This window comes from Facklamia sp. P12955 (genome assembly GCF_050409565.1).
Lineage (GTDB): Bacteria > Bacillota > Bacilli > Lactobacillales > Aerococcaceae > Facklamia.
Map to the genome: position 1 here is coordinate 62,466 of NZ_JBNUPF010000005.1, position 22,332 is coordinate 84,797.

Here is a 22,332-nt window from a genome sequence, read left to right on the forward strand (position 1 = left end):
TATGCTTAATAATAAGAAGTTAATTGGAATTCTTCTGGGTGGGATTGTCATTAGCAGTTTAATCGCTTATTCTCTTTTCAATGGAACGAATAATGTGGTCAAAACAGCTGTTAATGAAACAATCTCCTGGACCGGCAGAGTATTTTCTGAACCAGTAAGCATGGTGGTTCAGTTTGTGAATTCTGTGGACGATTTAGTCAATACTTTTGAAGAAAATGAAGCACTCAAATCAAAAATTGATAAATCTTATGAAATGCAAGTGCGTATTGCCGATTTGGAGACTGAAAATGAAAAATTACGACAAGAACTTGACTTGTCAGAAACTCTTTCTAAATTCACCAGTATTCATGGTACTGTTATTTCAAGAAATCCTGATCAATGGACAGAAACCCTTATTATCAATTTAGGCTCCAAACAGGGTATGGAAGAAAATATGGCTGTTATGGCTGGAAACGGTCTGATTGGACGTATTATAGAGGTATATCCTTCATCTTCTAAGGTTCTTTTATTAACTAGCAACCAATCAAAAGACGGTATGGTATCGGCTCGTGTTCAAACGGATAAAGATGGATCTTCTGCAATTGGTGTGATCAGTGACTATGACCCGAAGGACAAAGAATTCATCATGACTCAAGTTTTGCCAGATGCTAAAGTAAAAGCGGGAGATATGGTCATTACTTCTGGTTTAGGGGGGGTAATACCATCCTCGCTCTTTGTTGGAGAAGTTACCCAAACAGAAATGGATGCCCAAGGATTATTCCAAACGGTAAGAGTAAAACCGGCTGGAGAGATGACTGATATTCGATTTGTAACAGTGATCTTACGTGAAGGAGCTCAGCAAGATGAATAATTTTTCGACTAAATTTGGCTATCAAAGAGAAAGAAACATTGTGGGTATTGTTCCACTTGTCTTACTCTTTGCCTTAGTAATCGATTCAGCCCTGCCCTCTATCTTTCCCACAGCCTTTTTAGGAAATGAACAAATCATTGTTTCACATCTACTGCTCTATTTTATTGTAACCTTTTCCTTTTATTTACGTAATACTTCAATTATGATCTATGCTTTCTTTATAGGGTTAATAGCAGATGCTTATAATTCAACCATTTTAGGCCTATACGCCATTCTTTATTTTCTCATCGCATATTTTATTCTTTCAATCAGGCGTCACTTTCCACGCAACGCTATTATCCATATGATGTTATTTATCGTTTCAATAACTATTATTGATTTCGTTGTTTATCTTTTCTATCAACAAGTAGGACTAAGTAGGCTTCTTTTTGAAGACTATGTTGTGATGCGTTTAGGACCAACTCTAATCTTTAATATGGCCTTAACCTTTTTCATGTATCTTCCTAATCGGTTGCTTGTGCGTTGGTTAGGTTATGATGATCATATTATCTTTTAAAAGAAGATCGGGAACTATTTCCCGGTTTTTTTGTGCATTTGAAATAAAATGTTATAATTAAGAGAATAAAACAACAAAAGAGGAGGAATTATTATGGCGATCAATCACTCTTTATTAAAAGATGATTTATATCAAGCGGTAAATGGGGAATGGCTAGAAGAAGCGGTGATTCCTTCAGACAAACCAGCTACAGGTGGATTTATGTCATTAGCCGAGAAAGTTGAAGAAGTTTGTTTGAAGGATATCAACGCGTTAGTTGAAGGGAAACTAACTACTACGGATCCTTTAATGTTAGAGTTTATCAAGCTTTATAAAAAAGCACTTGATTTTGAACATCAAGAGAAAGAAAATTTGGCAGAAGCTAAAGACTTTTTAAATAGTATCCTTTCACAAGCAGATTATCAAGCTATTACAGCTAAAATGGTGGAACTATTAAACTATAAATTACCTTCGTTAATTAACTTATCCGTTGAACCAGACATGAAAAATGCGGAACAAAATTGCCTTTATATGGATGTCCCAAGGTTAATTTTGCCAGATACTCCATATTACGATGAAGAAAATGAAAAAGGACAATTTCTTTTGAACATATACCAAAAACAAAGCGAAGAATTATTAATAAGTCTTGGTTATAATAAGGACCAAAGTCAACAATGGGTAAAAAACTGTATAGAATTTGATCGTAAATTAGCTAGCTATCAGAAAACGCAAGAAGAATTAGCGGACTATACCCAAAATTATAATGTACGATCCATTGCTGAAGTGAAAGATTATTGTCAAGAAATTGCAATTGATTCTTTTATTAAGCAGATTATCAAAGAAGTGCCAGAAAAAATTATTGTTACTCAACCTTCTTTTTTTGAACATCTAGATGAAATTGTTCAGTCGGATAATATTGAACTTCTTAAATCTTGGATAATAGTAAGCACAATTAATGACCTATCCGGAGTGTTAGGTGAAGATTTTCGTTTAAAAGGCAGTGAGTTTTCATTGGCTCTATCGGGAACGCCTGAACCGATGAAAGCGAAAAAATTTTATTTTTACCTAGTAAGGGATCTGTTTGATCAAGTGATAGGCACCTATTATGGCAAAAAATATCTAGGATTCGAAGCTCGTAGGGATATAGAGAGCATGGTCAAAGCGATGATTGAAGTTTACAAAAAAAGATTGGAAAAGAACCAATGGTTAAGTGATGAAACCATTCAATTAGCAATTAGAAAGTTAGAAAAATTTAACTATCTAATTGGCTTTCCAAACGACTATCCAGAATATTATAAAGACTTAAAAGTGAATGCAGAGAGCTCCCTTTTTAAAAATTGTTTATCGTTAAAGAGGATTCATCAAAGGGACCATTTTTCACAATACAAGCAAGCGGTGGACCGAGATAAATGGTTGATGCCAGCAGATAGAGTGAACGCCTATTACAATCCCACTTTAAACAATATTTGTTTCCCAGCCGCTATTTTACAAGCTCCTTTCTATAGTCTGGATCAATCAAGAGCGGCGAATTATGGAGGAATTGGAGCTGTCATAGCTCATGAGATTTCGCATGCTTTTGATAATAATGGCGCTAAAATTGATGAAAATGGTAACTTGAATAACTGGTGGGCTGAGCAAGACTTTGAAGCTTTTAACCAAAAAGCTCAAGCGGTGGTTGATCAATGGGATGGTATACCGTTTGGCCAAGGGAAAGTAAATGGCAAGTTAACCGTTTCTGAAAACATTGCAGATGGAGGTGGTTTGACAGCTGCATTAAATGCCTTAAAAAATGAAGGAGAAACAGATTATAAGGAGTTCTTTATCAATTGGGCCCGTATTTGGTGTCAAAAAGCGCGTCCAGAGTATGAATTAATGTTGCTTCAAGTAGATGTTCATGCACCGGCAGAATTACGCGCCAATGTCCAAGTGAAGAATCTTGATGAATTTCATGAAACATTTGAAACGTCAGAAGGGGACGGCATGTGGCTAGCTCCAGAGGAGCGCGTTCGCATTTGGTAATTTACCAAAAATATCTTTCCTTAGAATTATTGACAGTCTAAAGTAATTCTGATATCCTACTAATGTTGTATTTGTGTAGCACCACAACTGCAACCGCTCATCCTTGAGTTTAAGTGCATTAGCCACTCAAGTTGGCGAGTCTAAGTGTAGGTATTTATACCGAAAATCTAATAATAGGAGGTGCTTGAATGTACGCAATTATAAAAACAGGCGGCAAGCAAATTAAGGTAGAAGAAGGACAAACAATCTTCGTTGAGAAGCTAGACGTTGCTGAAGGCGATAAAGTAACTTTTGATGAAGTCGTTTTAGTAGGTGGTGAAGGTGAAACAAAGGTAGGTTCACCATTAGTTGCTGGAGCAAGTGTAGAAGCGACTGTTGAGAAACAAGGACGCGAAAAGAAAGTGGTTACTTTCAAATATTTACGTCGTAAAGATTCTCACCGTAAGCAAGGACACCGTCAACCATACACTAAATTAACTGTTAACGCGATTAAGGCTTAATCATGATTCAAGTACAAATCAGCCTTTCAAAAGAGGGTCAAGAAGTTAAAGAAATCGAAATGACAGGACATGCTGGTTATGGTGAACATGGACAAGATATTGTCTGTGCCGCAGTATCTAGCCAAGTTATTTCAGTAGAAAACTCTCTTTACCAACTCTTGCAAGTGCCTGTAGAAACCACTGTTAATGAAATGGAAGGTGGTTATCTCAAGCTCGTACTACCATCGATTGAACAAAAGAAGTTAAAACATGATGTGCAACTTTTGATGCGTCATTTAATTTTAGCTTTAGAAGTGACAGAACAAGCTTATCCCGAATATATCCAGATTAAACAAACTATACTATAGGAGGTGCTCTCTATGTTGAAATTAGACTTACAACTATTCGCTACTAAAAAAGGTGGAGGTTCTACTCAGAACGGTCGTGATTCCATTGCTAAGCGTTTAGGCGCTAAAGTTGGCGACGGTGAAGAAGTAACAGGTGGATCAATTATCTACCGTCAACGTGGAACAAAAATCCATCCAGGCGAAAATGTTGGCCGTGGTGGCGATGATACATTATTTGCAAAAATTGATGGAATCGTTAAATTCGAACGCAAGGGTAAAAAAGCTAAGAAAGTTTCAGTTTACCCAGTAGCTGTTGAAGCTTAATCGAAGTTTTTAAAATGCCTAACATCTTAAAAGCAGTCCTAGTTAAACTAAGACTGCTTTTTTGTTTGTCTAATGATTTGTTGAAGTGACAGTTAAGCCGTAGTCATCATTGGTCGTTTATTTCAATTTCTTTGAATGCTATATTATAAAAGTCTGTCTTATCAATTAAAATAATACTTTTTGATTCTTTGCTTTTATCGGCTATTAACTCATCTTCTGTTGACTGTTTAATTGCTCTTTTTTGATTGAAGTATTTTCTCAAATTTTGAAATTTCTTCCTCTAGTTTTCTGCTTTCTTTTTCCCTTGCGCAAAGCAGTTGTGTCACCCGAGCTCATCATGCTCACCAGCCGTAAAAGCCTCTTTCATTTCACTTCCTCTTTAAATAGTTGATGGCTAAAATATTTCCAGTAATTTAAAGTGACTATTCTATGGGGAATATAGCTAAGAAGCATAAATAAATTTCTAATTATAATGTAACTTTAAGTAATAAAAAGGAAATGGTTTTCTTTTAAAATTAAATGCATAACTTTTTTAAAATAAAAGGAGGCTGTGACATTAGTCAGCCTCCTTTAAAGTACAATATGGGTGCGTATGATTCTTTAATTCCAAATTAAAAGATCTAAATAATTCTGATACTCTTTAGGAAAATCGATTCTAAAGAGTGACTGGCTTTGTCCGGTGTTTAAATCGTAATAGCCATAATATTTCTTGCCAGAATCATTGAGGGAGAGAAGAGATGGCCCCTTACTGTTATAGTCAATCACTTGAATGTCTAGCCCAACTTCCAAAGATTCAAAATGTTCAATCGGAATCTCACCGATATAATTATCTTCCTTTATTGAGTAGCGACCAAAGTGAGGCTTATTTTTTTGATATTCGATGATATAAATATGGTTAGAGTCAGCAGTCAGGATTTCGAAGCTATTTGAACTTGGAATGGTTACTTTAGTTTCTTGCCATGATTGGTCTTTAAAATCAAACAGAAAGAAGGGACCATTCTCGTCATTTTCAAGATTATAGCTAGTTTGAATAAAGGGAGCATCAAGAGAGAGGTTACTACTTAAGAATGGACTATTGAACCAAACATCTTTAGCTAGAGTTTCCTCATCACTATATACAGTATAGTCTTCTTCATTAATGAGTTTAAATTGGTTTTCTTTGTTGACTTCATCAAGTTGGTAAATTGTAATTTTGTTTTTAAAGGAAAATTTGTCGCTATTGCTGTTTCCCGATTCGATATTGTAAAGACACATTAGATAATATTTACCATCAACTTGTCGGACTTGAACATTTTGCAGATAGATTTTATCCGAGTCCTTAATTGAAGTTTTGATTGTAGGAATATCTTTGATAAGCTCCTTTTTATTTGTAAAGTCTAAAAAGTGAACTTTGATGGGTTTTTCTTCATTAGAAAACAAATCACTTTCAATCCAGAAATAGTGCTTATCTCCTTGATAGATTTGTTCTAGTGAATCTATTCCTTTGAAAAAGTTGGGGGCTTCTTTAGCTAATGCTTTTAATTCTTTATTTCCCTCAAAATCAAGGCTTTTGAATCTAAGATTTGAACGACTCAACTGAAAATCTCCACTTTTATTTTGGAACATTTCTTCTGGCAGAGAGAAGAAACTGTTTTGACTACTTAGTTGGACATACTCTTCAGGTAGATTGGTTAGTTTTTCATCTCCTTTTATTGAGGTTAATTTCCCAATAATCGGCGAGTTAAGACCATAGAGACTTCCTACTAATAAGATTAAACCCATGCCAATGATTGCAAAGTATTTAATCATTTGTTTATAATAATTCATCTTTCTACCTCCTTTAAATATGCAGATCTTTTGCGACATATTGACTGCCAATCCAGTAAGTGATACTTCCTACAAGGATAAAACTGAGTGGATAAAACGCATGAAACTCGAGATTAGTAGGTAGCATACCAAAAGCTATGAGTTTTCCAGTAAGATATGTTCCTGCTACTAGGATGAGCAAGTAGAGGACAGACCATTTCCAGGAATAGGCGCGTTCAAGCAGTACAAATAGAAGGGTGATTGGAATCAAGGCAAGCCAGGCTAAGATATTAACAAGCGATACCCAGATGGATTCGGTGAAAAGATTGGTGAAATAAGAAAAGTTGAAAACGAGATAGAGGGGCATATCATTTGAATACCGCTCTTGTAAGATCATTTGTAAGAGAAAATGAAAAACATATACTGTAAAATAAACGAATAAAATATTCAGGAAAAAATAAAAGACGAGGCTTAGAAATTTTGCATGGTAGAGGCTGGATCGTTTAAAAGGGCCAGCTAACCAGCGAGAAATCATTTTACCTTGGCTAAACCAATCTTTTAACCAGACTAAAAGGGTCGCAATGGCCGTACTAATAACTCCGATAATAAAGGCGATATTTATGATATTCAGCAATATACTTGGCTGAATAATCATATTTTGTTGAAAATTGCTTTGTATATTATTATTAATAGAAATTAAGGATAGGACGAGATAGATTAAAGCGATGGATAACCAGTAAAGTTTCTGTCTTTGTATTTCAAAATAAGTTAAACTTAATATTTCTTTCATTTAATTTAACTCCTTTCTTAACCATTCAACTAAGGATAGTTCTTCATTTTCACGCATATCTTCTAAATAGATAGAGTGTTTGATTTGGCCCTCACTCATTAAAACGGCTCGGTCGATAAAGTGTTCGACATCGTAAAGTTCATGAGTGGTTACTAAGACACCACAGTCTTTTTGGATAAATGAACCAAAGAGTTCAAGAATTTCTTCCCGGCTAAAGACATCGATGCCAGCAAAGGGTTCATCTAACAGAAGATAATCTGCCTCTAAAGATAAGCCTAACATTAAATTAAGTTTTGCTTGATTCCCCTTGGATAGCTCTTTAATGCGCTTACTATCTTCTAATTGGAAAAAATCTTGGATATCTTGTGCTCTAGTAGGATTCCAAGCAGGATAGAGATTGTACATAAATTCTTTGCATGCTTTAACCGTCATCGAAGGGGGAAAGTTGAGGTAATCGGGAACATGCCATATTCTAGCTTTAGCATCTCGCAATTTTATTTCATCAATATAAATTTCCCCTTGATAAGGCAAAAGTCTGGCAATACAGTTAATGAGGGTCGATTTTCCTGTACCATTAATGCCGATCAATCCAGTGATTTCACCTGGTTTAACTTCTAAATTGATGTCTTTAAGGACCTTATGCTTACTGAAAGACTTGTTGAGGTTTTCGATTTTAATCATGGTTAATGGCCTCCTTTTTAATTTGATAGCTATGGGTAAGGCGTTGGATGATATCTTCTAATTGCAAATCCATGGGAATTAAAACATCGACTAGGTTTTCGATGGCTTGATCAATGGATTCATATTTAAGTTGAGAAATTAATTGCGTATCAGTTGTTATGGTGCTAGGTCTTTGAGCTTGAGTAACAATCATACCTAAGTCCTCCATTTCTTTAAATGCCTTTTGAACGGTATTGGGATTGACTTTCCATTCCTTTGCTAATTGTCTTCTTGAGGGCAATTGATAACCCGGCGTATATTTGCCTGTGATGATCTGATCTTTTACCCAAGTAATAATTTGGGTATAGATGGGTAGATTGGGTGCAAGTTTCATTATTTTACCTCCATTAAAGCTTTATTATATTCCAAGATGTGTCCCACAATCATAATACAGCTTGTTTAAGTGTATTATACGAGCCATACACTTTTAAGTCAAGGTATGAAGGTAAAAATGCAAGTAAAAGATGAACGGAATGAATGGTGATAAAGATTTAAGCAAAAGTCAAGCTAAGCTATGGTATGATGAAGGAGAAATAATATTTATGAAGGAGGAATGTTATGGATTTATTAGTCGATAAATTAAAAGAAGTGTTAGCTTCTGTACTGCCTATTATACTTATAGTCGTGATCATTTCATTGACCATGGTCAATGTGTCGGCAGATATGATGATTCGTTTTTTAATAGGGGCTGTCTTTTTAATTATAGGTTTAACGATCTTCTTATTTGGTGTGGAAGTTGGTATGAGTCCTATAGGAGATTTGATGGGGAAAAGTGTAGCAGATGCTCCCAATATTTGGGCCATTACAGGGCTAGCCTTTGTAATTGGTTTTTCGGTCACGGTCGCAGAACCTGATTTACTTATTTTAGGCCAACAGGTGGCTGATGCGATGGGAGGAGCTCTTACTTCAACGGTGATTGTTGCAATGGTCTCACTTGGTGTCGGCTTCTTAATTGCTTTTGGTATCGTGCGGATTTTGTCTTCCTTTTCGATTAAGTATTTTTTCTTAATTGCTTATGGGTTGATCGCCTTAATGGCCTTATTGGTTTCTAATGATTTTATAGCCATTGCTTTCGATGCGTCAGGTGCTACGACAGGTGCCTTAACCACACCTTTTATCTTAGCATTATCAGCGGCTGTTTCATCTCGTAAAGGGGGGCACATGGCTGAGGAAGATTCTTTTGGTTTAGTAGGTGCCATGAGTGTCGGGCCAATTTTAGCAGTTATTTTATTATCAGTTATTACAGGAGTAAGTTTCCAAGGGCAAGCAGAAGTTTATCGTTATACGGAGGGAATTATTGCCCCATTCTTTTTGGCTATTGGACACACCTTGCTTGAGTCTTTAATGGCCCTCGCTCCCTTAGCCATTTTGTTTGCGATTATGAATTGGAAACAATTTAAGCTCAAAAAGCGTGAACTCAAACGGATTATCAAAGGGGTTACTTACACTTTGATTGGACTGGTTCTCTTTCTAATAGGTGTCAATCAAGGCTTTATGGATATGGGGCGTTTTCTAGGTAATATGTTAGCGCGTGACTTTCAGGCATGGTTACCCGTAATTGGTTTGATTATGGGCTTGGTGATTGTTTTGGCTGAGCCAGCCGTTCACGTATTGGGAGACCAAGTTGAAGCGGTAACGGGTGGTTTTATTAAGAATAAACTTTTACTTGTCTTTCTATCTATTGGAGTAGGCCTAGCTGTCAGTGGGTCACTGGTTCGTATCCTAGTGCCTAGTATTCAAATCTGGTATTATTTATTACCTGGCTTTCTTTTAGCCATCTGTTTATCCTTTTTTGTAGATGATTTATTTGGAGGGATTGCTTTTGATGCGGGAGGCGTAGCTTCCGGACCAATGACGGCAACTTTCATCCTGTCCTTTGCACAAGGGGCAGCGGATCGGATTCCAACGGCAGATGTGGTAACGGATGGCTTTGGTGTCATCGCAACGGTTGCAATGGCGCCAATCGTCATGATATTATTACTCGGAATCATCTATAAGTGGAAATTAAAACAAGAAAAAATAGCATAGGAGGGTATTTATGCAGACAGTCTTATTTTTTGCAATTGTTAAGAAGGGTACAGCCTCCTATTACCTTGAGCAGGCACGCCTGGCAGGAGCCACCGGTGGAACGATCTTTCAAGCAGAAGGAACAGTTGCCAATCCTTTCTTAGATTTATTAGGTTTGAATGATTCCAAGCGTGAAGCCTTATTGATGTTGGTTGATCATTCAAATGAAGAAAGAATTCATCAAGTCTTAACCGAAAAGTGTGAATTACCTAAAAAAGGAAAGGGCATTCTCTTTTCAATTAATACAAGTAGTGTCTATGGCAGTCACCAGTTAATGCATGAATTTAATGAGGGAGGTCAAGAAATGAGTAAGTATCAATTAGTAGCTACAATTGTTGATCGTGATTCAGGGGATGAAGTAGTGGAAACTGCTCGTGAAGAAGGAGCAGGTGGAGCAACTATCCTCCATGGTCGAGGACTAGGTTCGAAGAAAGCTCCTAAGATTTTTAATGTTCAAATTGAACCGGAAAAAGAGCTTGTCTTAATGATTGTTGAGACACAAAAAGTGCCTGAAATCATTGAAAAAGTTTCTAAAGCCATGGATATTGACCAACCGGGTAAGGGAATCCTTTTTACTATCGATGTCAACGATGTAAGCGGGCTTTTCCAACAAATAAACTAATTATGTAAAACTAAAAAAGTGGATTAAGACGAATGATTAGCTTATGATACATTTATTAAAAGGGAAAAATGACAAAAGAAGTTTGTCGTAACACCGAAAATAAAGCTATTTAATATAGTATCAATTCGAAAAGTAATTTTTTGAAAAAATAAATATTAAAAAAGCAAGATGAATTAAATTAATAATTTATCTTGCTTTTTAGTATTGCTAAATTTTTGCTAATCTTATGATACCTCTAAATAAAAATTGTAATTTAACAGGAGCGACAGTATATATTTTTTTAGCACCTGTCCATGATATATATCCTTCATATTTTATGCCGTTCCTATACTCTACATACCATTGTTTATAGGATCTAGGGACCGGACCCGGGTCAGTTGGTACCACTTTCCATACTTCTACAAAAAGAGTACGCGGAGGCCAAACTTTCGACCTGAATATATAATCCTCTTTTGTTACATCTGTATCTTCAGTAGAAACAGATTGTGTAGTAATATAATCCTCTTTTGTTAGATCGTTTTCCTCAGCAGAAACAGATATAGTTGATAGACCTAAAAATATAGTTAGAATTAATATTGATTTTATATAATTATTTTTTTTCATAATTATTTTCCTTCCTATGTTTTTTATCTACAAAATAAAATAATGAATACACAAACACAAATCCTATTATTCTATACAATAAGTTATCAAAAAAATATGAAATCGTTAATTTCCCTTGGAAAAATGTTATTAATACGCTTACCAAAATATATACTCCTACAAAAAGTAACTCATTTATTATTTTGCTTAGTTTCTTCATAAAATTCACCTAATGATCCTTTTAAGTTACGATTATTGTAAATAATTGTATTGATAACGAAATCCTCTTACAACAAATACTCTTGCATAGTCAGAAAAACCGATAGCACCAATAGCTCCATCTATAGCCGCTGCTGCAAGTTTAAATTGTGGTGGTAACAACATAAGTATAAATCTTGTTGCAACTCCCGTACCAGCTCCACCTAGAATACTAAACGTTGACGCACTTATATATACATCCTCATTACCTTTTGATGCTTTTCCATGCCATACCAACTTTGTTACCCCGTTACTTTGTCTTCTTAACATGCTAGTACTATCATTTGAAAATTTAGAAGTATCTATTCCTAGATCATTAAAATACTTTATAAGTTTATCATCTGTGATAGTTACAACTGTCTCATCACCATTTTCCGAAGTGTCAAAATACTCTGAATTTTCTTTATAAAAATCCATTACAACATTATCATTAACATTAGCTGTTTCCTTTATTGAAGTACTTGCATGGGCATTAACATCAAAATTAAAGAGAGAACTTACCATTATCATTAAACTTACTGCTATCACACTCAACTTATTCTTTGCACACATCAACACCAACCATCTTTCAAAAATTTATTGTTAATAGTATATACAAAAAAATCAGATATAACATCCTTTTTTTAAAAATTATAAATAATTAAATTTGTTTTATAAAAATTTATTATTTTTAACTTAAATAAAAGTCTTAACAAGAGAAAAAATATACCATCATTACTTTTGCAAATTATTAGGAATGGTAACTCAGCGCTGTCAATAACTATCGAAACAATAAAATAAATTAATGATTGATTATAATTTACTAAGATTTTAAAAACCTACTTGAAAGTGATTACATTCTTGTCAAAAAAGGGTATAATATCCTTGATAGTAAAGGAGTGGTGGCAATGGTAAAAAAAGTAATGGACTATTTTGATTTAACTCCGAAAGGGATTCTTTATTCTGTTTTGATAATGACGCTTGGCTGTATTGTTTATGCTTTTGGAGTAAACTATTTCTTAATCCCAAATCATTTTGGTAATGGTGGTGTAACGGGTGTTTCTATGTTGGCCTATTATTTACTTAAAATACCAACCGGTACAAGCAACTTCATCGTTAATGCCATTTTATTAGTGGTTGGATGGAAATACCTAAGTAGGCGAACCTTGCTTTATACAATTTATGCTTCAACTTGTTTAAGTTTTTGTTTAAATGTTATCCAACCAGCTCCTTATATTGCAACTAATATTATTATCCCTGCTGTAGCAGGTGGAGTTCTTTTAGGAGCAGGTATTGGTTTAGTTCTTAGAGGCAATGGGACTACTGCCGGAACGGATATTGTTGCTATGATTATGCAGCAGTACCTAGGAATTAGCTTTTCAGTTGGCTTACTGATGTGTGATATGCTAGTCATTTTAGCTTCAAGTTTCATCATTGGTGTAGATATGACGATTGTGACAATCATGATGATGTTTATTGCGAGTCAGACCGTAAACTTCGTGACAGATGGGGTCAACCGTCGAAAGTCCGTGATGATATTCTCCTCTAAGAAAGAAGAAATTGCGGATATAGTAATTAAAGAGATGGTGCGAGGTATCACTGTATTTAGGGCATATGGTTACTATTCTAAGCAAGAAAGGGAAGTCTTACTGGCAATAGTGAATCGTAATCAGGTTGTTCAATTACAAAGATTAGTGACTCAAATTGATCCCAAAGCCTTCGTCACTATTTCAGACGTTCAACAAGTAATTGGCGAAGGGTTCACCTTCTTTTCCTATGAAAGTCCACACAAAAATAGATACCATTAACCATTAGTAATTAACTGATCTAACGAACTCGATTGAAAGGTGAAGCCCCTTTTTAATCGAGTTTTTATCTTGCTACATAAGGAAATAAATGAAGAAGCTAATAATATTTCCCTGCTTCAAAAGCAATGGATACCATTGATCGAGCTGTGCTCTTTAATCCAGCCATCTTAGCATTGGATGAAGTACGTTCTTCAGTCGATAGTTTTTTTAGAAAGATTAAATGAAGAAGGTATGGATAAGGTAAGGGAGGGGGACCTCCTTCGTAATGCTCTACCGCTTATCGACTATTTGTAATGCCGATATTATCTTGTTGATGAAGAGTGGTAATATTAGTGAAAAAAGAAACATGATTTGCTTTAAGTAGCTAATGGGTGTTATGCAGACGGCTATTAAAGTCAGTTTGCTAATCAAGCTTAGAAAAAAGCTCACTCAAATGAGTGGGCTTTTTGAATAGAAAGATGGATAGCACTAAAATCCTAGCTTGATAGGCTGGGATTGAGGGTAGAACTTTAATCAACATAATGATACTGATATTGGTAAATGCGAATTAAATGGTTGCGCTTATCGGTACGCACCTTGAAAACAAAAGTGTGAGTACGTTGGTCGAGACTGTGTTTTTGAGGGATACGAAAATAATTAATGGTTGATGCCGACATCATTCGTAATAACTCATCCTCTAGAAAAGCAAGAGGAACTTTCAGCTTAGAATAACGATAGAAATCCTCTTGAAATCGTTGATAATTTTCACTGAAATAATCAAATTGTGTTTGATTATGGTGGTAGTCATTGGTTTTCATTATTCCACCTCCTCAGCAAGTGTAATATCGATAATTTGTTCAAAAGCTAAAAGGAGATAGTTTCTAGAAAGGGGGTCTTCAATCGCACAATGGTCTAGATTTAGCTCTTTAAGAGTGCCGGTAAATGATTGGTGGGCCTTATTTGGATGATTGCCTTGATAAATAAGGCTAATGGAGAGTTTTTGAACATAGGCTTGGCTGAGTAAAAGAAATTTCTCCTTAGGAGACAGTCTGGCCGGGCTTGAGTCAGTAAAGCTGTGTGACAGAGCAGAGCTATGTTCTGATAAGAAAAAGCCCATCCATTTAGCCATTTTGCGATCTTGATATTGACGTGCAGCTTTAGATGATAAGTAAGACCGATCTACACTCATTCTAAACCATCCAATCCGCCTGCTCCGCCTGCTGCATGACCACCTATCAACTTGCTTCGAGCAATGGAACGAGAACTTTCTAGTAAGGCGCTAGCTTTTAAAACAGAGACGTAGCCAAAACGTTTTCGAATAGCATCTACTGTTTTATCGAGGCGCTCTTCTTTTGATATTTGTCTTGGCTCTTCAAAAAGCGAAAAGTAATGGATGTTTTCTTCTACCAAGCCCGAATAACGAACACCAATATGGCGAACGGGTCCGTTTTTATATTTAGAGCGAAAGAGCTCAATCACAGTGGCTGTTAAGACTTTTGTTTGCTGGCTAGGATCGATTTTGGTTTGAGCGCGAAGGGGAGATAGGTCAACTGCTTTGGAATAACCGACAGAGACAGAGACCAGCTGTGCTTTTTTGCCAGCCCGTCTTAAACGAATGGCCACTTGTTCTGCCATTTCACTCAAAAGCAATTCAATATCTGCTTGCTGAGTATAATCATGGGGTAAAATTTGCGAATTACCGATAGCTCTAGACTTCGGACGATAAGGCTCACTAACTTTACTTTCGTCGACCCCATTGGCATGAAAGAATAATTGCAAGCCAATTACACCGAACTCCTTTTTTAATTGTTCAGGATTAGCATGGGCTAGATCATAAATGGAATGAATCCCTAACTGATTGAGTCGTTTGGCTGTGCGCTTACCAATCCCCCAAAAATCAGTTAAATTTGGAATGGCCCATACTTTGCTTGCAACATCTTCATAGGACCAATTTGCTCGCATGGTCGGCTTCTTTTTAGCCTCGTTATCTAAAGCGAGCTTAGCCAATAAAGGATTGGCATTAGAAAGACCAATGGTTGAAGCGATTCCTGTTTTACGCCAGATATCCAGTTGAATTTTACTAGCTAACATTTCTAATTTGTCTCGACGTGACACCTGACGATCAGGAATAAAGTAGTTCAAAACATGCGTTAAATCAATAAAGCTTTCATCAATCGAATAGGGGAGAATATCTTCTTCAGAAGCATACTGGGTTAACAGCTTTAAAAGGTCGATATTCTTTTTAATATAAAGGTCCATCCTGGGTGGCACAAATAATGAACGTTTGGCCCAAGATTCAATATAACGAACATAGGCAGGATCCGTTCGTAAGCCATTACGTCGAGCGTTGCGATAGTTGAATCGTCGATTATGAAGAGAGAAGGGTAAATCATAAGTTCGTCCCACATTGCTACGCCCAAAAACTTGCTTAAAAATGGGAGAAGAAGCCAAAATCAGCCCTTGAGAAGTGTCTGTTTGACTCATGACACAAAGGCTTGTTCTTAGAGGATGCAAGCCACGCTCAACACACTCTACGCTCGCATAGAAGGATTTCATATCGATAAAAGCAATATCAGATTTAGGTTCACGGCTATAATCAATAATAGTCATTACAAATTCCTCCTGTAAGCAACAGTTTAATACGAACGGATGTTCGTGTCAATAGCGAAAATAATTTAAAGAATTTTATGAGATAGGAAACATTTTAAAAAGAGTATTTTATTACTGTTTTTAAAATAAAATTTCTTTAAAAGAGCTACAATTATTACTATTCAGCAAAATGCAGTTAAAAAACAAGATAATTTAAAAAACGCTTTCATATAACTTTTTTTCGTGTATAATATAAGCATAGTAATAACTCGAGTTTGCTAAAAAAATTCCAAATGGAGGGGAAAAAATGTCAGAGAATAAAAATGACAGAATTAAAATCAAAACGGGTTTAGTCGGTCGGTTGCTGATAGCTATTGCAATGGGTATTTTGATTGGGCGTTTGCCATTTGTTCCTGAATGGTTTATTAGAATTTTAGTTACTTTATCTAGCCTGTTTTCAGCCTTTTTAGGTTTCTTTATTCCTTTAATGATTATTGGTTTAGTAACTAAAGGAATTGCAGATCTTACAGAAGGAGCAGGCAAATTACTAGGTATGACAGCTTTAACAGCTTATGGATCAACCCTTATAGGGGGGACTTTTGCTTACTTTGTGGCAACAAGTATTTTCCCTAGTTTTATTACCAGTGATTTAGTCAATAAGATTACTGAAGCAGGAGAAGGAGCTACTCCATTCTTTACGGTTCCGATAACGCCTATTTTAGAAGTTACAACAGCGGTTGTGCTGGCTTTTATGATGGGGCTTGTTATTTCGTGGTTACGGGCTAATCGAAATTCTGGACAGGTACTTTACCAATTGACTGTTGAGTTTGAAGAAGTGGTAGTTAAAGTATTAGAAACGGTAATTATTCCCTTGTTGCCAATTTATATTCTAGGAAATTTTGCAAATATGTCTTATTCTGGATCGGTATTTGCAGTACTATCTATCTTCTGGAAAGTATTCGTTATTGTCATTATTATGCATTTACTTTATGTTAGTTTATTATTCATTGGTGCAGGAAGCTATGCTGGAAAAAACCCATTACGACTCATTAAAAATCAAATTCCAGGTTATATGACGGCAGTTGGGACCCAGTCATCTGCTGCAACTATTCCGGTGAACTTAGATTGTGCAGAAAATAATGGTGTATCTGAAGAAATTCGTAATTTCGTTGTCCCTCTATGTGCAACTATTCATTTAGCAGGTTCGATGATTACTATTACTTCCTGTGCGACAGCCTTATTATTAATGTATGATCTTCCGCACAGCTTTAGTGTAATTTTTGGCTTTATCTGCATGTTAGGTATTGCGATGGTAGCAGCTCCAGGAGCACCTGGAGGAGCTATTATGTCAGCTGTACCATTCTTACCAATGGTAGGAATTGTTGGAGATGCTATGCAACAATTAATGATTTCGCTGTATTTAACTCAAGACTCTTTTGGTACTGCAGCGAATGTTTCAGGAGATAATGCCATAGCAGTTTTTATTGATAAAATATATTCCGATAAGATTAAAAGCTAAAAATAGCACTGTAATAAGCTCTTCATTAGTTAGCCAGCGACCTAACTAATGAGGAGTTTTTTAATACTTAAGAATAAATACATTATTCAGACTTTATTTTTAGAAGTAAGAAGCATAAGATAGGAGTATGAAAGTGAGGGATTAATATGGGATGTACAACAATTTTAGTAGGTAAAAAAGCCTCTTATGATGGGTCAACGCTTGTTGCACGAAACGAAGACTCTGTTTCGGGACAATTTAATGTTAAAAAAATGGTCAAAGTCGATAGTCAAGGACATCCGTCTCACTATCGGTCGGTGTTAGCTCACTTAGAAATTGAGTTGCCAAGTGACCCATTAGCTTATAGTATGACCCCTGATGCTGTAGGAGACCAGGGAGTTTGGGGAGCGTGTGGGGTCAATGCCGCAAATGTTGCCATGACTGCGACCGAAACGATCACTTCCAATGCGCGAGTGTTAGCTGCTGATCCATTGGTAACCTACCAAGAAGCTAGGGGTGAGCAGGGGAGCGATAATTATCAAGCAGAAATTCCTGGAGGTATCTCAGAAGAAGATATGGTATCGCTCGTCTTACCTTTTATACGGTCTGCTCGTGAAGGGGTAAAGCGGTTGGCAAGTTTGTTAGAAGAATACGGCACTTCCGAGATGAATGGGATTGCTTTTCAAGATGTCGATGAAATTTGGTGGTTGGAAACAATAGGGGGTCATCATTGGTTAGCTAAACGGGTACCAGATGATTCCTATGTAGTGATGCCTAATCAATTTGGAATAGATTCCTTTGATTTAGAAGATGCATTCGGTCAACAAAAAGAGCATATGTGTTCAGCTGATTTAAAAGAGTTTATTCAAGAGAATCACTTAGATTTATCAAAAGATGGTCCATTTCAGCCACGTTTGGCCTTTGGCTCAAGAACTGCTGCAGATTTAGTATATAATACGCCACGAGCTTGGGTAATGGGACGCTTTTTCAATCCAACAACTTATAAGTGGGAAGGCTCAGAGGCAGATTACACACCACAATCCTTTGATATCCCATGGTCCTTTGTGCCTGAACATAAAATTACTGTCCAAGAAATAAAAGAGATCCTTTCCAATCATTACCAAGGAACCCCGTATGATCCATATCTTACTAAGGGCTCAAGCGAAATGCGAGGCGCTTACCGGACAATTGGAATCAATCGCAATAATTTTTTAGGCCTAACTCAAATTCGGCCTTATATGCCGGAAAACAATCGCAGTCTTCAATGGATGGCCTTTGGATCAAATGTCTTTAATGCCATGATTCCTCTATATCCTCAAGCGAGTGAATTTCCGGCTTATCTCACTCAGACAGATGATCAAATCACAACGGACAGTCTGTATTGGTCTGCTAGAATGATTGCTGCTTTAGCGGACGCACATTATTATCAAACGCAAACAGTGATAGAGTCTTATCAGTCCAAGGTGGACCATCAAGCTTTAGCAATCATTAAAGCCTATGATCAAAAACTTGCAACAAGCCCTAGCTCTCAAAGTCAGCAAGTATGCGAGCAAGCCAATCATAAACTGGTCGCTATGTTACAAGAAGAAACACATCAGACGCTTAAAAAGGTATTAGATATTGCTTCCAATGGCATGAAGAATGCCTATGCTCGATCTGATCAATAAGTTTTATGTCTAGCAAATAGGAACCGACCCCCAACCGTTAGCTTTTTATCTAACGGTTGGGGGTCTTTTGGTTTGATAAAGTCTGCTTAAGAAGCCAGCAAAAGAAGAGGGTGGCTGTATGAGTGAATAGGGTCTGATTATTAGTTTTTGAGTGATCGGCAATCACATTGGTTTGATAAGTAGATTCAATCATTGTTCTTGTTAATTCAGCAGTTTGAGAATTAGGACGAAAGAGTCTTTTAACGAAGTCAGTCGTTCGCACATTCATAAATGATTTATCGACTGGAAGTGGTTGATAGATTGGACTAGTTAGGGCGCTTAAAGTAATGTATTTTACTTATTTGAGAGGCGCGTCTTTATCATTTATCCAATCGCAACATAAGACTTTGGGAAAGTATCCAACGATTTTTTCTTCTCTTAAGTTAAAAAAGTTCGGTGTTGTTCAATGTTTTAGAGACATTGTTTTTTATTCAATCTTGCTTTAAATTGCTTCACTAATGATTGTAAAGTGTACAGGAGGTCTATTTAGTCACATTCATAATATTGTGTGTAATTACCACAACATTATGGATGTGGCCGTTTTTTAATTGTATAAGTATGGTATTTTTAAAATTTAAGGAGTGATAATATGTTAGGAAAGAATAATGTTACAGAGTTACAAAAGAAAAATGCTAGAAAGAAAAAAATCTATAGTTTAAGAAAATATAGTGCAGGCTTAGCATCCGTTGCTATTTCAAGTATGTTCTTTTTGGGTTCGAATAGTGCTTTAGCAGCAGAAAACACTACGGAAACTTCCCAAATTGAAGAATTAGGAAATGATGATAAGGAGCAAGGTATTCAACCTTTAAGTAAGCCGGTTGAGGTAAAAAAACAAGTTGAAACCCCTGCAGTCATTAAAATTGATGATGCAGAAATATCGGCTGTTGATCAGAGTTTATCAACAGCAATTGTAGAAACTGTAGAATCAGTTGATTCTAACGAGATTCATAGTGAAGAAGTGTTAGCAGAGACTAACAGTACCGAAATGAGTGTGGAATCATCAACAGATGAGAAAACAGTAGAGTACGAGAGCGTCTCAACTTCTATTCCAGAAACAGTCGGCAGCTTAGTTGAAGAGACAACTGAGAGTTCTACTGAAGAATCTATATCTACTGAAGAAGAAATAGTTTCAGAGGAAGAGCTAATCATTGATGAAGAAGCCGCTGTGATTGAAGAAAGTGTAGTCAATGAGTCAGACTCCATCGTTAATTCAGAAGAAAAAAGTTTGGCAGAATCAGATGGTCACTTAAGTGAACTTCATCAATTAATTGATGGTGAAATTGATCGCGAGGCGGTGATCCGTCAACAATTAGCAGAGATATACAGTGCTGAAGAAATTGAAGGAATCCTTTCAGGCGTTGATAAAGAGACCCTTCAAAATGCGTCCGCAGAAGTTTTGATGGAGAAAATTACTCAAGCTGGGATTGATTATGCTGAAAAACACTCTGGCTTTCAAATGTTTGCTATCCAAAATGCCACAGGAAGAGATGTAAAGGATTTAATCCAATTTAGTGATTTGCAATTTAAAATACTTGGTGGGAATAACCCGAATGAATTGCAACCGACTTCACAGGGGAAAATTGCGTTTACTGGTAAGTACCAATTAGACAATGCTATTAAAGCAGGCGATTTTTTTGATGTTAACTACGGCGATTATGTATTGCCTGGAGGCATAGATGTACCTCGAAATAGTGTTCATTTGCTAGATAGTCAAGGCAATTTAATTGCACAAGCATTTTATGATCCGGAATCCAATACCACTCGTTACATATTCACTCAATATGTGGATCATAACAAGGATATAAAAGGATCATTTAATGATCAACTGGTGGCCAATCGAGATACAGCTGTAGTTGATAAGAAATCGTATCCTGTTACAGTAACTATTGGAAATCAAACCAAGAGTCAAGATATAATTGTGGATTATGGAAATAATAAGACTAGAAAAGTAGTTCAAGCAATTAGTGAATTAGGGAAAGATTCAGAGGGTCGGAAGTTATTTAAATATACGGTTTATGTAAATAATGATGGGAACCCAATTGGAGGGTATTCGGACATCCGATTTAAATCTGATAAATTCCATATTGACCCTGATTCGGTGGAAGTTCACAAAGTGAAACCTAAGAAATCAAATAATTCAGCCTATCCTTCTCAAATTATGCGCGATAGCCTAATCCCTGATCTTGATGGAGATAGTAAGAATTATAATGTAACTAAAGTAAAGGGTAACGTTTCGGATTACCACGGTAAAAGCCGTATCTATTTAGGATCAGCGGTAGCAAATGAACGTTACATAGTCACTATGACCTTTGTAGAGGATGCGCCAGGTGCTTCTGATGTACTTGAAAAACCAAGAGTAGATACTTATCTTTATGACAAAGGTGATCCAAGCGCTCCCCATATTGCTGAGGGTGGTTCATTTATAGGCAAAACAAGTGTATCCTCTACAGGTGAAAGTACAGAAGAAACCGGATCATTCATAGAACATCATATTTATCAAACAAAAAAATCAGACGGTTCGATTGTGATTGATTTAAAAGATGATAAGTCGGCTCAAACTGGTAAATGGAACGAGTTTTATCGAACGCAAAAACAAGATAAAGAGGGCTATCAACTTGTTGAGATAAAAAATTTAATTAACAATCCAAAATATAATGAGGATGGTAGCCCTGCTACAGGAAGTTATAAACCAGAGAAGACAATTGAAATAACCTATGTGTATCAAAAAGACGAAACTCCAACGCCTGAACCCGATCCTAATCCGAGTGTCAAAGATGAACTTTATGAGATGACAGTTGAAGATGAAGGTTTTGGTTCTGAGTTCCAATATAATAAAGACTTAGCTCCTGGAACTATCAAAAAGGTTCAAGAGGGTCGATCTGGTAGATATCGTGTTTTATATAAGCATGTTAACCCAGAGGAAATACCAACACACTCAGATGGAAGTTTTTATGAAAACTTTGTAGAAATAAATGGAAAATATTGGCAAGAAGTTTCACGTGAGACGATCCAAGAAGCCAGACCAGACATTTTCCAATATAATTTCGTAACGATTACTGAAACGATTAAAAAAGAAGACGGTGGGGTAGAGATTCATTATAATGATGGAACGACTATCGTGATACCAGGGCCTGAAAAACCTGCTGATCCTGAAAAACCACTTTTACCATCCCAACCAATTGTGGAAATTACTCCGGGTGAAGAAGATGGGCGGAATGGTAATTATGTTACCATTAAAATTTACAATCCAAACACTGATGTCTATGAATCTGATAAAACTATCTTTATACCAGATGGATCTGATGGACAAAATGGTCAAAATGGTCAAGATGGAAAATCACCAACTGCAGAAGTCGTAGATAATGGCGATGGTACTCATACCATTACGATTACCA

Annotated in this window: 22 protein-coding genes and 1 other annotated feature; of the genes, 12 read left to right on the forward strand and 10 right to left on the reverse strand. The window is 36.3% G+C overall.

The features are described from left to right. Nucleotide 1 precedes the first annotated feature (1 nt). The 6 genes from mreC to rpmA all read left to right on the forward strand — a co-directional run bounded on the left by mreC (nucleotide 2) and on the right by rpmA (nucleotide 4,554). Nucleotides 2-850: a rod shape-determining protein MreC gene (gene mreC, locus ACQV2G_RS02285; RefSeq protein WP_428874989.1), complete on the forward strand. Its 849-nt coding sequence runs from the start codon at nucleotides 2-4 to the stop codon at nucleotides 848-850. Further along, nucleotides 843-1,406: a rod shape-determining protein MreD gene (gene mreD / locus ACQV2G_RS02290; RefSeq protein ID WP_428873893.1), complete on the forward strand. Its 564-nt coding sequence runs from the start codon at nucleotides 843-845 to the stop codon at nucleotides 1,404-1,406. Before mreC ends, mreD begins: the two co-directional genes overlap by 8 nt. A gap of 93 nt (nucleotides 1,407-1,499) precedes the next feature. Next, entirely contained in the window at nucleotides 1,500-3,404 is a 1,905-nt protein-coding gene (locus tag ACQV2G_RS02295; RefSeq protein WP_428876032.1) for a M13 family metallopeptidase, read from the forward strand. Between the two features lie 81 nt (nucleotides 3,405-3,485). Beyond that, nucleotides 3,486-3,556: a sequence feature (ribosomal protein L21 leader region), on the forward strand. Between the two features lie 36 nt (nucleotides 3,557-3,592). Beyond that, nucleotides 3,593-3,904, forward strand: coding sequence for a 50S ribosomal protein L21 (gene rplU / locus ACQV2G_RS02300; protein ID WP_258436143.1), 312 nt, complete (start codon nucleotides 3,593-3,595; stop codon nucleotides 3,902-3,904). A gap of 2 nt (nucleotides 3,905-3,906) precedes the next feature. Further along, complete coding sequence (locus tag ACQV2G_RS02305; RefSeq protein ID WP_428874422.1) at nucleotides 3,907-4,251, forward strand: ribosomal-processing cysteine protease Prp; 345 nt, start codon at nucleotides 3,907-3,909, stop codon at nucleotides 4,249-4,251. A gap of 12 nt (nucleotides 4,252-4,263) precedes the next feature. Then, the gene (gene rpmA / locus ACQV2G_RS02310; protein ID WP_090290150.1) at nucleotides 4,264-4,554 is read left to right on the forward strand and encodes a 50S ribosomal protein L27; all 291 of its coding nucleotides are present in this window, start codon (nucleotides 4,264-4,266) and stop codon (nucleotides 4,552-4,554) included. Nucleotides 4,555-4,660: 106 nt separating this feature from the next. Here rpmA and ACQV2G_RS02315 read toward each other — a convergent pair whose 3' ends face one another. The 5 genes from ACQV2G_RS02315 to ACQV2G_RS02335 all read right to left on the reverse strand — a co-directional run bounded on the left by ACQV2G_RS02315 (nucleotide 4,661) and on the right by ACQV2G_RS02335 (nucleotide 8,183). After that, nucleotides 4,661-4,816: a hypothetical protein gene (locus ACQV2G_RS02315; RefSeq protein ID WP_428876034.1), complete on the reverse strand. Its 156-nt coding sequence runs from the start codon at nucleotides 4,814-4,816 to the stop codon at nucleotides 4,661-4,663. 338 nt (nucleotides 4,817-5,154) lie between these two features. Then, the gene (locus ACQV2G_RS02320) at nucleotides 5,155-6,360 is read right to left on the reverse strand and encodes a hypothetical protein (protein WP_428876036.1); all 1,206 of its coding nucleotides are present in this window, start codon (nucleotides 6,358-6,360) and stop codon (nucleotides 5,155-5,157) included. A 13-nt stretch (nucleotides 6,361-6,373) separates the two neighbouring features. Then, nucleotides 6,374-7,129 carry a hypothetical protein gene (locus tag ACQV2G_RS02325; RefSeq protein WP_428876038.1) on the reverse strand — a complete coding sequence of 252 codons (756 nt, stop codon included), beginning with the start codon at nucleotides 7,127-7,129 and terminating at the stop codon, nucleotides 6,374-6,376. Then, complete coding sequence (locus ACQV2G_RS02330) at nucleotides 7,130-7,810, reverse strand: ABC transporter ATP-binding protein (RefSeq protein ID WP_428874418.1); 681 nt, start codon at nucleotides 7,808-7,810, stop codon at nucleotides 7,130-7,132. Beyond that, the gene (locus ACQV2G_RS02335; RefSeq protein WP_428874417.1) at nucleotides 7,803-8,183 is read right to left on the reverse strand and encodes a GntR family transcriptional regulator; all 381 of its coding nucleotides are present in this window, start codon (nucleotides 8,181-8,183) and stop codon (nucleotides 7,803-7,805) included. The genes ACQV2G_RS02330 and ACQV2G_RS02335 overlap by 8 nt, the downstream gene beginning before the upstream one ends. A 224-nt stretch (nucleotides 8,184-8,407) precedes the next feature. Here ACQV2G_RS02335 and ACQV2G_RS02340 point away from each other — a divergent pair, with 224 nt between their 5' ends. Both ACQV2G_RS02340 and ACQV2G_RS02345 read left to right on the forward strand, forming a co-directional pair. Beyond that, complete coding sequence (locus ACQV2G_RS02340) at nucleotides 8,408-9,877, forward strand: DUF1538 domain-containing protein (RefSeq protein ID WP_428874415.1); 1,470 nt, start codon at nucleotides 8,408-8,410, stop codon at nucleotides 9,875-9,877. A gap of 10 nt (nucleotides 9,878-9,887) precedes the next feature. Further along, nucleotides 9,888-10,538, forward strand: coding sequence for a P-II family nitrogen regulator (locus ACQV2G_RS02345; RefSeq protein WP_428874413.1), 651 nt, complete (start codon nucleotides 9,888-9,890; stop codon nucleotides 10,536-10,538). A 207-nt stretch (nucleotides 10,539-10,745) separates the two neighbouring features. Here the strand turns inward: ACQV2G_RS02345 and ACQV2G_RS02350 are convergent, their stop codons facing one another. Further along, nucleotides 10,746-11,141: a hypothetical protein gene (locus ACQV2G_RS02350; RefSeq protein WP_428876040.1), complete on the reverse strand. Its 396-nt coding sequence runs from the start codon at nucleotides 11,139-11,141 to the stop codon at nucleotides 10,746-10,748. Between the two features lie 231 nt (nucleotides 11,142-11,372). Further along, a complete protein-coding gene (locus ACQV2G_RS02355; protein WP_428876042.1) occupies nucleotides 11,373-11,888 on the reverse strand; it encodes a hypothetical protein in 516 nt (171 codons plus the stop codon). Between the two features lie 377 nt (nucleotides 11,889-12,265). On the opposite strand from ACQV2G_RS02355, the gene ACQV2G_RS02360 reads away from it, so the two are divergent. Continuing rightward, the gene (locus tag ACQV2G_RS02360; protein WP_428876044.1) at nucleotides 12,266-13,165 is read left to right on the forward strand and encodes a YitT family protein; all 900 of its coding nucleotides are present in this window, start codon (nucleotides 12,266-12,268) and stop codon (nucleotides 13,163-13,165) included. Nucleotides 13,166-13,674: 509 nt separating this feature from the next. Here ACQV2G_RS02360 and ACQV2G_RS02365 read toward each other — a convergent pair. Genes ACQV2G_RS02365 through ACQV2G_RS02375 form a run of 3 tightly spaced genes read right to left on the reverse strand, consistent with a single transcriptional unit; the run spans nucleotide 13,675 to nucleotide 15,754 of the window. Continuing rightward, the gene (locus ACQV2G_RS02365; protein WP_428874407.1) at nucleotides 13,675-13,962 is read right to left on the reverse strand and encodes a DUF5960 family protein; all 288 of its coding nucleotides are present in this window, start codon (nucleotides 13,960-13,962) and stop codon (nucleotides 13,675-13,677) included. Beyond that, entirely contained in the window at nucleotides 13,962-14,333 is a 372-nt protein-coding gene (locus tag ACQV2G_RS02370; protein WP_428874405.1) for a hypothetical protein, read from the reverse strand. Before ACQV2G_RS02370 ends, ACQV2G_RS02365 begins: the two co-directional genes overlap by 1 nt. Further along, complete coding sequence (locus tag ACQV2G_RS02375) at nucleotides 14,330-15,754, reverse strand: Y-family DNA polymerase (RefSeq protein WP_428876046.1); 1,425 nt, start codon at nucleotides 15,752-15,754, stop codon at nucleotides 14,330-14,332. The genes ACQV2G_RS02370 and ACQV2G_RS02375 overlap by 4 nt, the downstream gene beginning before the upstream one ends. 286 nt (nucleotides 15,755-16,040) lie before the next feature. On the opposite strand from ACQV2G_RS02375, the gene ACQV2G_RS02380 reads away from it, so the two are divergent. The 3 genes from ACQV2G_RS02380 to ACQV2G_RS02390 form a co-directional block, all read left to right on the forward strand. Next, nucleotides 16,041-17,252 carry a dicarboxylate/amino acid:cation symporter gene (locus ACQV2G_RS02380; protein WP_428876048.1) on the forward strand — a complete coding sequence of 404 codons (1,212 nt, stop codon included), beginning with the start codon at nucleotides 16,041-16,043 and terminating at the stop codon, nucleotides 17,250-17,252. Between the two features lie 146 nt (nucleotides 17,253-17,398). Next, the gene (locus ACQV2G_RS02385) at nucleotides 17,399-18,898 is read left to right on the forward strand and encodes a C69 family dipeptidase (protein WP_428875002.1); all 1,500 of its coding nucleotides are present in this window, start codon (nucleotides 17,399-17,401) and stop codon (nucleotides 18,896-18,898) included. Between the two features lie 628 nt (nucleotides 18,899-19,526). Further along, the coding region (locus ACQV2G_RS02390; RefSeq protein ID WP_428876050.1) for an Ig-like domain-containing protein at nucleotides 19,527-22,332 on the forward strand (2,806 nt) is incomplete at its 3' end.

Excerpts from the sequence above, each read along its gene's own strand:
- mreC (WP_428874989.1), top strand. The coding sequence starts at position 2 with ATGCTTAATAATAAGAAGTTAATTGGAATTCTTCTGGGTGGGATTGTC.
- mreD (WP_428873893.1), top strand. The coding sequence starts at position 843 with ATGAATAATTTTTCGACTAAATTTGGCTATCAAAGAGAAAGAAACATT.
- ACQV2G_RS02295 (WP_428876032.1), top strand. The coding sequence starts at position 1,500 with ATGGCGATCAATCACTCTTTATTAAAAGATGATTTATATCAAGCGGTA.
- rplU (WP_258436143.1), top strand. The coding sequence starts at position 3,593 with ATGTACGCAATTATAAAAACAGGCGGCAAGCAAATTAAGGTAGAAGAA.
- ACQV2G_RS02305 (WP_428874422.1), top strand. The coding sequence starts at position 3,907 with ATGATTCAAGTACAAATCAGCCTTTCAAAAGAGGGTCAAGAAGTTAAA.
- rpmA (WP_090290150.1), top strand. The coding sequence starts at position 4,264 with ATGTTGAAATTAGACTTACAACTATTCGCTACTAAAAAAGGTGGAGGT.
- ACQV2G_RS02320 (WP_428876036.1), bottom strand. The coding sequence starts at position 6,360 with ATGAATTATTATAAACAAATGATTAAATACTTTGCAATCATTGGCATG.
- ACQV2G_RS02325 (WP_428876038.1), bottom strand. The coding sequence starts at position 7,129 with ATGAAAGAAATATTAAGTTTAACTTATTTTGAAATACAAAGACAGAAA.
- ACQV2G_RS02330 (WP_428874418.1), bottom strand. The coding sequence starts at position 7,810 with ATGATTAAAATCGAAAACCTCAACAAGTCTTTCAGTAAGCATAAGGTC.
- ACQV2G_RS02335 (WP_428874417.1), bottom strand. The coding sequence starts at position 8,183 with ATGAAACTTGCACCCAATCTACCCATCTATACCCAAATTATTACTTGG.
- ACQV2G_RS02340 (WP_428874415.1), top strand. The coding sequence starts at position 8,408 with ATGGATTTATTAGTCGATAAATTAAAAGAAGTGTTAGCTTCTGTACTG.
- ACQV2G_RS02345 (WP_428874413.1), top strand. The coding sequence starts at position 9,888 with ATGCAGACAGTCTTATTTTTTGCAATTGTTAAGAAGGGTACAGCCTCC.
- ACQV2G_RS02350 (WP_428876040.1), bottom strand. The coding sequence starts at position 11,141 with ATGAAAAAAAATAATTATATAAAATCAATATTAATTCTAACTATATTT.
- ACQV2G_RS02355 (WP_428876042.1), bottom strand. The coding sequence starts at position 11,888 with ATGATAATGGTAAGTTCTCTCTTTAATTTTGATGTTAATGCCCATGCA.
- ACQV2G_RS02360 (WP_428876044.1), top strand. The coding sequence starts at position 12,266 with ATGGTAAAAAAAGTAATGGACTATTTTGATTTAACTCCGAAAGGGATT.
- ACQV2G_RS02365 (WP_428874407.1), bottom strand. The coding sequence starts at position 13,962 with ATGAAAACCAATGACTACCACCATAATCAAACACAATTTGATTATTTC.
- ACQV2G_RS02370 (WP_428874405.1), bottom strand. The coding sequence starts at position 14,333 with ATGAGTGTAGATCGGTCTTACTTATCATCTAAAGCTGCACGTCAATAT.
- ACQV2G_RS02375 (WP_428876046.1), bottom strand. The coding sequence starts at position 15,754 with ATGACTATTATTGATTATAGCCGTGAACCTAAATCTGATATTGCTTTT.
- ACQV2G_RS02380 (WP_428876048.1), top strand. The coding sequence starts at position 16,041 with ATGTCAGAGAATAAAAATGACAGAATTAAAATCAAAACGGGTTTAGTC.
- ACQV2G_RS02385 (WP_428875002.1), top strand. The coding sequence starts at position 17,399 with ATGGGATGTACAACAATTTTAGTAGGTAAAAAAGCCTCTTATGATGGG.